Raw genomic sequence first — 12,931 nt, forward strand, 5'->3', positions numbered from 1 at the left:
CCTATTAAAACATCACATTTATTGATGAGCAAACTACCCGCCTCGTTCATTGAGGCCCCTGTAGTGTACACATCATCTATAATAATAATATTCTTAGGAGGAGTTTGTAGTAATTTTATCTTATTTTTAACGTTTTCATTTCTCTTTCGATAATTCAATTGGGCTTGCCTTTTATGAGTTTTTGAGGAAAAGAGATTTATTAAAGGGAAACCTAAAAGGTCAGAAAAATGCTGACCAATTAAGCGGGCTGGTACAAAGCCTTTTTCATAAATACTTGAGTAATTTGAAGGCACGTATGAAACGGTATAATTTAGTTCAGGAAATTTTAAATCTATAAAAAACTTTGCGAGCATATTCCCCAAAAGTCGGGCAATCTTAGGATGTGAATGATATTTGAACTCTTTTATTAAGTTGGATAGAGGATACTCATATTTTCCATAATGATAAACTTTAAAATCACCTTCTGAGAGAGAAGGTGAGTAAAATTTTTCTGTGCAATTGCCGCAAATAATTTCTCCAAAAGCTATAGGTTTTTCACAAACCATGCAATGAGGTTCAAAAATTGTTGTCATTATTTTTTTAAAAATTGACTACCATCTCCGCATTTAAACGTAGAAGTGCATTTAACGCAGCGAGTTTTAAATTCCCGTTTTCATAAGGGTCTTTTAATATCTGATTTGGGATTTCCCAATAATCTTTAGCTTTAAAAAATTTCAGTAGGTTGACGGCAGCTTTTCTTATGGATATAGGATACATTTTGTTGAGAGCGATTAATGATATCTCTTCTATAAAATTATCCAATTTTAATTTTCTTATTATTTTTAATCCTTCCCTTATTCGTTTGGAGGATAATGAATTGAGAAAGTTAGGCACGTAATCTTTAAGCATATAGTCTTGAAAATAAATGAGATAGTCACTTGCTCCGATTACTAAGTCATCATCTATAGCAGACAACAAATCCCTACAAAAGTCTACATAACTCATGTCTTCCTTTTCGGTGGCTAATTTCAATCCAAACTTTACAACTTTTGCCTCTTCACTGTTCACCAATTGGTCGATCAACCAGGTAGGAATAGAATCGATCCCACATACTTTCTTTGAGGTATTTGCAGCCAGTTGAAGAATGTGGATATCTTTTTCTTCTTGAATGATTTTTTCTATGAATTTATTAATAATTTCACACGGTAACCCTGAGAAAAATTTTATTATTATTCCTTTAGTTTCATTGCTGCAATCAAAATAAGTTTCTTTTAAGGAATTAAAAAAGGTATAGGCATCTTCCCTTTCATAGAATCTTCTTAAAGCCATAACTTTAACGCTTTTATCTACTTGCTCGAATTTTAAAGTTTCAGAGATGTTATCCAAAGCAGAAATCAGCTGTTTTATCTTAACGTAGGGGTCATTTTTCATTTTACTAATAATCTTTTCTGAATCTTCTGGGTAGAATTCCAAAAATGTGGATATCAGTTGATACCTAACCACAGGATCAGGATCTTCGGTAAACTCCAAAATGAATTCTATCGGTTTTATACCCATTTGAATATAACTGATAATTGCTTCTTTTCTAATGTTTGCTGATATGTCTTTCAAAGCCACTTTTATAGAATTTTCATCCAAAACACCCATTTTATCTAAGTACCTATATGCAGAAAACCTAACGTTTTTATCCGGATCTTTTAAAAATTCTTTTATTTTTGGAACATCAATTTTTTGCTTTGTTAATTCTTGAATAGCCTTCGATTTAAAAGAAGGATAAGGAGAATCCAACATGTCAAAGTATATTTGAATATTCTCTGATTTTATTCTTTCTTCTAAAATCTTATAGGTTTCGATTATTTCATTGGCCATTTATTAATGATTTCCTCCTAAGTTTTGTCTGTGTTTAGCGCCATTCGCTCCGCTCCCCACCCATTTAAGTATCTTTTTTTAGAAACTTTAAAAAGGGATAAAAAGTTTTAAATTATGTTCCTCATTCCATATTACATTTAAAAATTTTCCATCGTATGAAAAAGTTGTTATGTTTCCTGAAATTAATGTGGATCCTTTATCCCATCCGGAATCTTTATAACGGTTAATCTTTTGTGTTAATTTATTGTACGAAAAACCAACTAGTTTGCCATCAGATGAATTCCCAAGGACAGTTGAAGAATCATAGGAGGTCACATTTTTCATTTCGTTCTTAGCAACAATTATCACTTCTATAACGGCGTTGGAAATAAGATTTAGATTAACCATTTCATCTAACGAACTTTTTAAAATGTTGAGTGTACCCGACAAAGTACCTATTACGATCAGCATTGATAAAGAAACAATAAAAATTTCAAAAACACTTTCTATCATTAGAAACCCTTGATTTTTATTCATTTTACAAAGGTTCTACTAAAAATATTGAAAAATCAATTCTTCCATTTACTACCCTTAAATCTAACTTTAAATCATCGATGAAATCAGCAGGTTTTGGAACGACATAACCTATTTTTAGTGCAAAATAGTTCAAAGGGTTGTCAGTATTGTTGAATGGGTAACCTACGTACAATTTTCCAAGGATGTTGTTAAAATTCAAATTAAAGCCACCGTATGCCAATGTACCTGGAAAGTTTTCACCATAAACCCATAACAAACCGGCATCTAAAAAAAGGTTTGGGTATATATCAAAAATTTTAGCAGATACATCAGTAATGGTAATTAAAGAGAACGTTTCTCCAAAATTTGGACTAAGATCGAAATCAAGATTGAAAGAATCTGATTCCAACCCCCCCCTTAGAGCAAATTTGAAACCGTCGGGATAATTCAGCAAAGAGAAACCAGCGTCGTAATACGTTTGAGAATAAATACAAACAAAAAGAGAAAGTACAAAAAAAACAACAAAATTCTTTTTCATGGTTATTCCTCCTCTGATACTTCCAAAATTAAATTAACCGTCTGTGCTTCTATTTCGTTGGTCTGGGTATTGAAAGTGGCATATGTTGAAGTCATATCAATTTTTTTTACAGAATTTATGATATGAACATTTTGGGAAAGGGTGAGCATGTTTTCGCTTTCGACAAAAACGAAGGTTTTTGCATTTATTATATAATCTTCTTTTTTTATCAAAACTAAATCTTTAGAACTTCCCTCGTATTTTTTGTTATTGTTATCTATTTGAAGTTGGTCAGAATTTATCTCAATCTCTGATTCTTCCATAAAAATCTTAGCTAAAACATTCCCCAAAAGTGTTCCCTTTTCAGTTTGAAGGTCAAAGTCCATAGATGTAGATGTAGCTTCAAAAGTGTCACCAGTAATATAAACATTGTTGGTGTTGACTTTTCGCCATTCATCGTTAATAAGGGTTATGGTGGCAAAATCAGTTAAAATAGTAAGGTCATCTTTTTGTATAAGAACATTGTTTTTCAATATGTACCTACTTTCTTCCCCTTTAACTTCATCTGCTTTTACATTTATTTGTTCAGAATAAATGATCAAATTTGTTAATATGAGCATTAAAAAAAATACAGTAAAACGCTTCATACTTTGGCCTCCAAAAAATTATTAGCTTGATTTTGACCATCAAAAAAAGCGGACATATTAAAATAATCTTTCAATTGTTTTTGTGGCTCGATAGTATTAAAACCTTCAGTTAATAAACGATAGTTTTTTAACGTTCTGGAATAAGAGACTTTTAAAAGAATTTCAACGGTATTTTTTGGATATGGATAAGTTAAAATAGGATCAAAAGAAATTATTACAGCATCTTTTGGAAATTTTTGAGGAACAAAAGAAATATATGAAGTTGGAATAAAAAATCCGCCTTGATATTCATAATAACTATAATAAGGTGGAAACGCTAATTCCATCATTAACATATCAACGATTCTTGTTTCTTTTTTCAGTATAATTACTTCTTTATTTTTTAGCTCGAAGACTTCGAAACTTACGTTTGCTGCAAGTGAAGAAAGTGTTTGGTTGCCAAAATAACCTTCCAAAAATTTTTTTAAATTATCAGGGTTGTAAAGGGACATTTTCCCTCTTCCCAATTTTATCAATGCCGTTGTTTGAGCATATCTACTGTTGTATAATTCTGTATTGGTTATTACCTCGCGTAGAGGATTATTTTTTTCGTATATGAAATCTTTTAAACGGCCAAAGAAATTTACTCCGTACAGTGAATAGAATAATCCTCTTAAACTTCCTAGACTAGAAGTATATAGATTTAAGGCTTTTTCTTTTTTTGCTATAGACTCTAAAACTCCAGACTCCCAATAAAAGCCTTCAAAAAAGCCGCCCATTACTAAGTTCAAAGTTGTTCCCTCACTTTATTTTGTATAGATTTTAAAAATTTTTTAGCATCTTGGTATATTTCATTAAAATAAGAAAAACCTTCCCACGAATATTCTATCGGGAATGTGTAAACTTCTTCTGCTTTATTTATTTCATAGTTAACCATCAGATCATTTTTAAAATCTTCTATGGAAATGATATAATCTAATCCGTCGTTAAATTTAAAATCATTCTTAACCTCACCATTTAAATTACTTGCTATTACATAATCTGCTCCTAGTTTTTTAGTTAACTCTACTGGAACGGGTGTTAATACTCCTCCGTCCAAGAGGCTCATACCCCCTAACCTTAAGGGAGGGAAAACCCCAGGAACACTTGAAGAAGCCATAACAGCATCGATTATGTACCCTTCGGTGATCTCAACTTCTTCACCGCTTTCTAAATCATATGAAACGATTCCTAATTTTATCTTACAATCGGAAAAACGTTTGCGTCCATACAATTGCTTGTAAATATCGTAAACGAAATCACTTTTTAAAAAGCTTTTACCTGCAACCATTTTAGGGACATTAGTAATTCTGTTGTTTAGAGTTCTAAACTGTGAATCTATTGTCTTTTTCTTTTTAAGTGTCAAGTCTTTGAATATTTTAAATAGATCCACATCAGGATTTAAAGCGTAGAGGCCACCAACTAAAGCACCTACGCTCGATCCTGTTACTACTTCAATTTTTACGGCTCTTTCTTTCAGTTCATCTATTAAGGCAACGTGAGCGGCTCCTCTTGCGCCACCACTTCCTAAAGCTATTCCGTAAACCATTGTTCCCTCCAGAAATTATTGGAATAATAAAACAATTCCTGCACCAACCAATACTCCAATAAGCCCTACAATTATTGATGAAATATAATTTTGTTTGGGTTTTTCTATCTCTTGTATAAAACTTTCTAAATTATTTATTTTTTTTACGTTCGCATCCGTTTTTTGAGAGAGTGTGGAAATACTTTCATCGTGAAAAAAAACGGTTTTTTCAATATTAGAAAGCCTTGATTCAACACTTGAAAGTTTATCTTCGATATTTTTTAATTCTTTTTTAAAGGAAACTAACTCTGTAGCTAACTGCTGAGATAATTCTGCTTTGAGATCGTTTTTTAACACCATAGGATCGTCCAAATATTCAGACTCACTTTTTATCTCATAATATTTATCAAGTAACGAATTATAAGTGTTTTTAAGCTCTTCTATTTCAGAGGAAGTTATTTGAAAATTGTTCAAAGTATTTTCAATATTGGATAATCTGTTCTCTACTTGTATTAGATCATTCTGTAATTGCGCATTTGTTCTATTCAAATTTTGGTAGTTGTCATTCAAATAACCAACAGTTTCAGCTAGTTTTGTAATATCCCCTATTTGAGCTAAAGTATCTTTATTTAAATTAGTTAAAGTTGCTAAAGATGATATTTGAGCATTCAATGTTTCTGTTTTTTTCTTTAAAGTTTGGATATCCCCGTTATTTTTTTCTAATGCAAAATAAAGTTCATTCAAATTATTTTTAAATTCTTCGAACATAGTAGCATATACAGTCATTTCACCAATTTGATCATAATAAACACCAATCGTTCTTTCTAAACTTGTAACTCTTTCTTGAAGATTTTTTATATCCACAGTGTATTGAGGAGCAACCATCTCTGATGGAGTTGGAGTGAGTTTTGATAATTCAAAAATTATGTTATCCAATTTTTTGTTCTGAATTATTATTTGGTCAGAAAGGGTGTTGTATTTATTTTGCATATCTAATATTTTGGAGTTGTAGTAGGTATGTCTTGCATCGAAAGTTTCAATGTAAGATTGGTTTGAAGCTACTTGGTCATACAATACAGATATATCATTAGCGAGATTATCAGTTTTTACTTTTAACCCTTCGATATCAGTTCTTGCTCCAAACAACAGTTCATAGCTTAATGTTTCTGTTGAAATACTTGTTGAAACGTTTGAGAGAATGAAATTCAACTTTGCCTCGTTTTCATTAATCTTTTTACTCAGTTCATTATAACTGTTTTCATATGGAACTATCTCACTTTCTACCCTTGCAATCCTTTGATCAAGATTATTTAATGTAACCGACAACGTTTCGTTAAAAAGAGAAACTTCGTTTTTAGCGATGTTTGTCAAAGAAATTTTCAACCCATCTATTTCGAAATTTAATCTCATGTCTATATAATTTTTTAATTCTTCCTTATTCGACTCGGTTGAATCGACTAATACAGATTTCAAACTCTCAATGCTGTTATCGTATTTATTGTTTAAGTTTATTACCTCTTGTTCGAAACTATTAAGTCGTTCTTGATAAATTGTCAAGGATGCCATTGAAGAATCGGCAATTCGTTGAACTTCATCTTGTGAAGTTTTTTTTGCAATGTCAATCGCTCCTTGAGCAATCTCTTGGAAAATAATGTTGTCTTCGTTAATTGGTTGACTGGGGTCAATTACTTCTAAAATATCTGATACATATCTCCCTAAATTTTGGATAGTGGAGTCCAGATAAGATAGTCGGTCATCGTGGGCAAAAACAGTACTTTCTAAATTGTACAATCTTTTTTCAGCATTTAAATTTTCGAGGTTGAGCAATCTATTACTTATTTCTTCGAGTTCTTGACCATAAAGTCCATCTACATAATCAAGCATATTTGAACCAAACTCTGCCAAATCATATCTTAGAACCTGCTGAGAGCCTCTGAAACGGCCTTGATTGTCAAGAAACATAATTCCTGATTCGACCATCCTCACCACTTGAGGATAGATCGGTGAGGATGGTTGTAAATCTACTATGTTGGTTTGGGATAACAAACTTAATGAAATAAAAGTAACAAGCAAAAATAAAATTATTTTTTTCTTCACGGTTATAACCCCCTAAAAAGCTTATCTAAGTCAATGTACATAGGTTCGTGTATAAAAAGCACTACTGAAGCTTCTCCATTTGAAAACAAAGTTGGTCCTGTGGGTAAATAGAATGCTTTCTTCGTGTTAGTATATTTTTCGCCATTGATAGTATACTTCTCCCCCGTAAAATCGACCTTTACAGGTACCCGGGAGTCAAATTCAAAATGCACGAAACTCTTTTCACCTGAACTTATAGTCACTTTTTGTTGTTGAATTTCATTAAACTTTCTAACCTCTACAGTATGAACTCCTGGTTTTAACGGGTAACCAAAGCACTCCTTAGAATTTAAATATTGGCCATTAATGTATACAAGAGGATCTTTAACGTTTGTAGTAATAAATAGACTGCCAAAACTACTTTCAGTATAAATATCAACACTGTTAGAAGGTTCCACAAGGGCACGGTAAGTTCTATTTAATGTCCTTACGTTTACAAACTGCGGATTGTTTAACATATTGTAAAGAAAAAATGCAGGAGTCTTTTGAGCTTTTCCTAGAAAGCTTACAAGCGTATTATGCGGTGAATAAACATTTACTGTACTCAGTTTATTTAAATCTATACTTTCCGTTCCATCATAAAAATCTCTATAAATTGGAAATTCTAAACTATTTTTTCCCGATATAATTCTAACAAAATGTGGCAGATCATCCAAAATAATCTTATCAATTTTTTTTCCTAGGTATTTGCCATCGATATTGAATTCGTAATTTTCAGAATTTAGAAAACTTATTGTATTTAAACTTGGGTTCAGTTCAACATAGTATTCGTTCAAACCGTTTTGGGTTAATTCAATCATCAAATCTTTGGATTCGTATCCCAGTTTCGATAACGTTAAATTATATGTCCCCGTGGGGAATAAACCTCGTATTGGGGTACTTCCTACATATTCATTATCCAAAAATACCCCCACATCTTTTGGCTCACTATCAACAAAAAGTTCTATTCCTTTTTCTAATTCAACGACTATTCTTTCATCTTGAGGTAAATTTTTTAATGTCTTAACTAAATAACCCTCTTTTTCCACCAAAATTATATTGAAATTACTTCTTTTTACAGTAATCGGTGTTTTACCAATTAACTTTCCATCTACAAAAACGTTTGCTTGAGAAGGATTTGATTCGATAAGTATTTCATCAATTGGGATTAACGTGACACTTAAATTTTCCCTGTCAAATGGTTTCAATTCAAGGTCTAATTCTTTAGCAAAAAAACCATCTTTTTCTATAATTAACTTTTCTATGTTGTAGGGGATATCAACTTCATTAGATGTTGGTAGGAGTATATTGTAATTTTGGTTTAAAAAGCTGTATTTTATATTAGCAGAATCAACGTTGATATCAAAAATAAGTTTAGCTAAAGGTACTTGTTCGGCTGTTATTTGTGATTCGATTCCTAAAAGCTCTACATGAGTAATAAAATTGCTGTATCCAGGTTTTATTATTTTTAAATAACCGGGCTTATCATCAGGTATTTCGATTGTAAAAGGTGTTTCAGTAACGGTTCCCATAAATTTCGAATCAAAATAAACCTCGCTACCACTCAATGCTATTATATTTACTTCGTAAGCAAAAAGAAATGTGCCAAAAATTAGTAAGAGAAGCAATATCAACTTCCTATTCACTGTTAAATCTCACCTCGTTTTTCATTCAAAATCTTATTGATCTCGTTTAATATTTCTATACTTTTTTCTTTTTCTCCCAATTTTTCATATACTTTTTCCATCAATTTTACCCTGTTTTTTATCACGTTTTCTATTATATTAGTTCCTTCTTGAGTTATTTGAACAACGTATACTCTTTTATCCTTCTTGGATTTTTCCCTAACTAAATATCCTGCAACCTCTAATCTTCTAATGAGGCCGGTTGTTGTGCTTTTTGTTATCCCTAATTTTTTGCTGATATCACTGAGCATTTTAGGGCCTTTGAAATAAACAGTTTGCAAAACATCAAACTGAGCCGGAGAAATGTTGAACTCTTTTAAAACTTTCCTTCCTTCACTTTTAACTTTTGAACAAATTTCTCTAATCAACTTTTCCATTTGAATTGAAGGATTATTTTCCATTTTATTCCTCCTGAAATTATGAAATAATACTCTAGTTCCCTGACTTCATCATAATCAAAATGAAATATAAATATATAATATAGTATATCATATTCTTGAAAAATCAATCAGACAATTTTCCAACTTGAGTTATTTCAATATCAATGGTAAAATAATCGAAGGCTCTTAAAAAGGTTTTTTGGGCGAAGAGGTGCTATTACTCAATTTTAGAATTTCTAAAGCCAGGATTTTTAATGATTGTGGGAGGAATGTATGGAAAAAGATTTAACAAAAGGTAGTATAATAAAGAATATTTTGGTGATGGCATTACCCACAATGATTGGTATGGCAGCCCAAATGGTTTATGATTTGGTGGATATCTTTTGGATAGGTATGATTTCCAGTGAAGCGATAGCTGGGGTGACAGTTTTTTCCACTATATTTTGGATGGTTGATGCATTAAATGAGATTATTGGTGTGAGTTCAATTTCTTTGGTGTCTCAAGCTTACGGTAAAAAAGATTATCACCAAACTACAAGATCAATTGAACAAACGATAAGTTTCAAATTTTTGGTTGCATTGATAGCAGCAACTTTCATGGCAATATTTTTGAAACCATTAATGTCTCTTTTTGCAGATGAAACGGTAGTAGGCTACGGTTTAGATTATGGTTATTTAAGATTATTCTTTTTGCCGATAATGTTTTCTTCTTACTCAATAAACACTGTTTTTAGATGTTTAGGCGATGCTAAAACTCCTATGATTATAATGATAGCTGTGAGCATACTGAACCTTTTTCTTGATCCAATTTTTATCTTTGAGACAGTTCCTTTTATGAACATAAATGGGTTGGGTTTTGGCGTTTTTGGTGCAGCAATTGCAACTGTGGTTTCCCAAACCATAGCTTTTTTTATTGGTTTTTTAATACTTTTTACCAGGACTCACGAAGTAAAACCTCATATAAAAGGTTTGTTTAGACTAAATAAAGATATTGATATAAAGTTAATAACTATAGGGTTACCCAACGGTATAGAAATATTTTTTAGAAATCTTTCAAATGTAGTTCTATTAGGTTTTGTCTCACTTTTTGGTAATGAGGCTATCGCAGCAAATGGGATCGCTGGCAGGATATTTGGCTTTGCCTTTGTTCCTTTGTTTGGCCTTACTATGGGAGCATCTTCTGTTGTTGGTCAAACCATAGGAGCCGGAGATATACCACGATCGGAAAAAGCGGCAAATATTACAGGAATACTCGGATCAGTTGTAATGTTATTTTTTATTCTAATCGCTTTTGGATTTGGTGAAAATGTGATTTCTCTATTCACAAACGATCCTATAGTGATTAAATATGGGACAGAATTTTTAAAGTATGGATCAGTAGGTTTAGTAGTACTAGGTTATGGACTGGGTCTCACAAGCGCTTTTTCTGGGTCCGGATACAACTTTCCGTTTCTTTTTTCCAGTATTATTTCAAGGTGGGGTATACAATTATGTGTTTTAATAGTAGCTATTAATATTTTTAATCAGTCCTTAACATGGGTATGGCTCTCTTATATGTTCGGAGATATTGCAGAATCTCTTATTCTCCTTTATTTTTATAAAAAAGGAAAATGGAAAAAGAAAAGAGCTTGGTAGTAAAATATAAAACCAGAAAATATTAGTTGCACATTCAACCAAATCTTAACGGGGAAATGGTTGTATATGCAACAATTTTTTTTTATAATTATTTTTGTTCCCTTTCCTTTCTTATGGACGTTTTTAAAAGGAGGCGAAAATCAAAAATTGTTTAATTCTGAACAAGATCCATCGGTTATTAGCAGGATATCATGTTTATTCAGAACGATGAATTCAATGATGAAAAAAGAACTTGAAAAGTATGACATTGGAAGGGGTCAATTTCACTTTCTTATGTATTTACTTAAAAATGGAGATGGAATAAGTCAAGAAGAATTAAATGAACATCTAAATTTCGACAAAGCTACCACTGCCAGAGCGATAAAAAAACTTATGAAAAATGGTTATCTCACCAAAAAAACCGATGAAAAGGATCATAGAATCAATAGGATATTCTTGACTAATAAAGCTTACAATATTTATAATGAAATGGAAAAAATGAATAACTATTGGGAGAAAATTTTAACAGACAATCTATCAATTGAAGAAAAAGAAATGGTTCGGGATATATTGAATAAAATGCTAGATAATATACTAAGATACAAAGCCAAAGTTCATCAGGAGGTGTCGTAATTGGAAGAAAATACCAAAAAGCTTGAAAACGAGAAGATAGGGAAGTTATTAATGGAACTATCATTACCAGCTATAGCTGCCATGCTGATACAAGCTTTATATAATTTCGTTGATACTATATACATTGCAAGAGGTGTTGGCACACTTGGAATAGCTGGAGTATCTGTTGCCTTTCCAATTCAAATGATCATTATGGCTTTTGGCGGAATGATAGGAATCGGCGGGGGGACTTTAATATCCCGAAGTTTAGGAGCTAAAGATGTTAAGCGTGCAGAAAAGGCTTTAGGGAATATTTTTTCTACTATATTTGTTTTAAGCATAAGTCTTACTATTCTTGGTACCATTTTTTTAGATCCTATTTTAATTCTCTTTGGTGCTACCCCTGATATTCTTTCATACTCGGAGGATTACATGAGTGTAATCCTTTATGGAGCAATGTTCTTTTCAATTGCAATGGCAGGTCACAACGTTATGAGAGCAGAAGGTAATGCAAAATATGCAATGATATCTATGATCATTCCTGGAATATTAAACATTATTCTTGATCCTATTTTTATATTTGGATTAAATATGGGAGTAAAAGGAGCAGCAGTAGCTACAGTGCTTTCTCAGTTTGTAGGTGTTGTTTATATAGGATATTATTTTTTCAGTGGGAAAAGTTCTTTGAAATTTCACACGAAGAATTTCATATTAGATAGACATATCATGTCTGAGACGCTAGCGGTAGGATCTTCTGCTTTTGTTAGGCAAGTTGCTGGAAGTTTACTAGCAATAGTTTTAAATAATTTGTTAGGGACGTATGGGAGTTCTCTGCATATAGCAATTTTTGGAGTAATAAATAGACTGTTTATGTTCTTTTTTATGCCTATGTTCGGTATTGCACAAGGTTTTTTACCAATCGCTGGTTATAACTATGGAGCCAAAAGATTTGATAGGGTAAAAGAAGTTCTCAAAAGAGCAGCAATCGCTGCTATTATATGGTCAACAGTCTCGTTTGTGTTAGTTCAATTGTTTCCAAGTTTTCTACTTTCTATATTTTCAACGGATCCATCTTTGATTAACGAAGGAATTACGGCTTTAAGGATAGACGCGATGTTTATATGGATCGTAGGTTTTCAAGTTGTAGGGTCTTCTTTATTTCAAGCCATTGGTAGAGCTGGTCCTGCGCTACTTTTATCAATTTCAAGACAAATATTGATATTTATTCCGATGGTTTTTGTTATGTCGCACTTTTTTGGATTAATGGGCATATGGTACACATTCCCTATTTCTGATGTTTTATCAGTGTTGTTGACATTATTTTTTGTGATCAGGGAGATAAAAATTCTGAATTCTCTGCAGAAAAAACAAATTCAAATTATCTATAAAAGAAATGAAATTGAAGAATCTTATATGCCTGAAGATAAACATGAATACCAGCCTCAAGAAAAATAATAAGGCTCGATAAAAAT

At 31.9% G+C, this 12,931-nt stretch carries 13 protein-coding genes; 3 read left to right on the plus strand and 10 right to left on the minus strand.

Going from position 1 to position 12,931, the window contains the following annotated elements; genetic code table 11:
* The 10 genes from AD60_RS08850 to AD60_RS08895 all read right to left on the minus strand — a co-directional run.
* The coding region (locus AD60_RS08850) for a ComF family protein (RefSeq protein ID WP_146048839.1) at positions 1–545 on the minus strand (545 nt) is incomplete at its 3' end.
* Between the two features lie 34 nt (positions 546–579).
* Positions 580–1,848: a HEAT repeat domain-containing protein gene (locus tag AD60_RS08855; RefSeq protein WP_103877402.1), complete on the minus strand. Its 1,269-nt coding sequence runs from the start codon at positions 1,846–1,848 to the stop codon at positions 580–582.
* Between the two features lie 87 nt (positions 1,849–1,935).
* Complete coding sequence (locus AD60_RS08860) at positions 1,936–2,340, minus strand: hypothetical protein (RefSeq protein WP_103877403.1); 405 nt, start codon at positions 2,338–2,340, stop codon at positions 1,936–1,938.
* A gap of 25 nt (positions 2,341–2,365) precedes the next feature.
* A complete protein-coding gene (locus AD60_RS08865) occupies positions 2,366–2,881 on the minus strand; it encodes a hypothetical protein (RefSeq protein ID WP_103877404.1) in 516 nt (171 codons plus the stop codon).
* 2 nt (positions 2,882–2,883) lie between these two features.
* Positions 2,884–3,507 carry an LPS export ABC transporter periplasmic protein LptC gene (gene lptC, locus AD60_RS08870; protein WP_103877405.1) on the minus strand — a complete coding sequence of 208 codons (624 nt, stop codon included), beginning with the start codon at positions 3,505–3,507 and terminating at the stop codon, positions 2,884–2,886.
* On the minus strand, positions 3,504–4,277 hold the full coding sequence (locus AD60_RS08875; RefSeq protein WP_103877406.1) for a patatin-like phospholipase family protein: 774 nt from the start codon (positions 4,275–4,277) through the stop codon (positions 3,504–3,506). Before AD60_RS08875 ends, lptC begins: the two co-directional genes overlap by 4 nt.
* Positions 4,274–5,074, minus strand: a complete 801-nt coding sequence (locus tag AD60_RS08880; protein ID WP_103877407.1) for a patatin-like phospholipase family protein — start codon at positions 5,072–5,074, stop codon at positions 4,274–4,276. Before AD60_RS08880 ends, AD60_RS08875 begins: the two co-directional genes overlap by 4 nt.
* A 15-nt stretch (positions 5,075–5,089) precedes the next feature.
* Entirely contained in the window at positions 5,090–7,150 is a 2,061-nt protein-coding gene (locus tag AD60_RS08885; RefSeq protein WP_103877408.1) for a hypothetical protein, read from the minus strand.
* Positions 7,151–7,152: 2 nt separating this feature from the next.
* Positions 7,153–8,814 carry a PEGA domain-containing protein gene (locus tag AD60_RS08890; RefSeq protein ID WP_103877409.1) on the minus strand — a complete coding sequence of 554 codons (1,662 nt, stop codon included), beginning with the start codon at positions 8,812–8,814 and terminating at the stop codon, positions 7,153–7,155.
* 2 nt (positions 8,815–8,816) lie between these two features.
* Entirely contained in the window at positions 8,817–9,254 is a 438-nt protein-coding gene (locus tag AD60_RS08895; RefSeq protein WP_103877410.1) for a MarR family winged helix-turn-helix transcriptional regulator, read from the minus strand.
* Between the two features lie 252 nt (positions 9,255–9,506).
* Between AD60_RS08895 and AD60_RS08900 the strand changes: the two genes are divergently transcribed.
* The 3 genes from AD60_RS08900 (at position 9,507) to AD60_RS08910 (ending at position 12,914) form a co-directional block, all read left to right on the plus strand.
* Complete coding sequence (locus tag AD60_RS08900) at positions 9,507–10,868, plus strand: MATE family efflux transporter (protein ID WP_199177883.1); 1,362 nt, start codon at positions 9,507–9,509, stop codon at positions 10,866–10,868.
* A 147-nt stretch (positions 10,869–11,015) separates the two neighbouring features.
* A complete protein-coding gene (locus AD60_RS08905) occupies positions 11,016–11,480 on the plus strand; it encodes a MarR family winged helix-turn-helix transcriptional regulator (RefSeq protein WP_158248418.1) in 465 nt (154 codons plus the stop codon).
* A complete protein-coding gene (locus AD60_RS08910) occupies positions 11,481–12,914 on the plus strand; it encodes an MATE family efflux transporter (RefSeq protein WP_103877412.1) in 1,434 nt (477 codons plus the stop codon).
* The last annotated feature ends 17 nt before the right edge of the window (positions 12,915–12,931 follow it).

Source organism: Petrotoga sp. SL27 (assembly GCF_002924605.1).
Classification (GTDB): Bacteria; Thermotogota; Thermotogae; order Petrotogales; family Petrotogaceae; genus Petrotoga; species Petrotoga sibirica.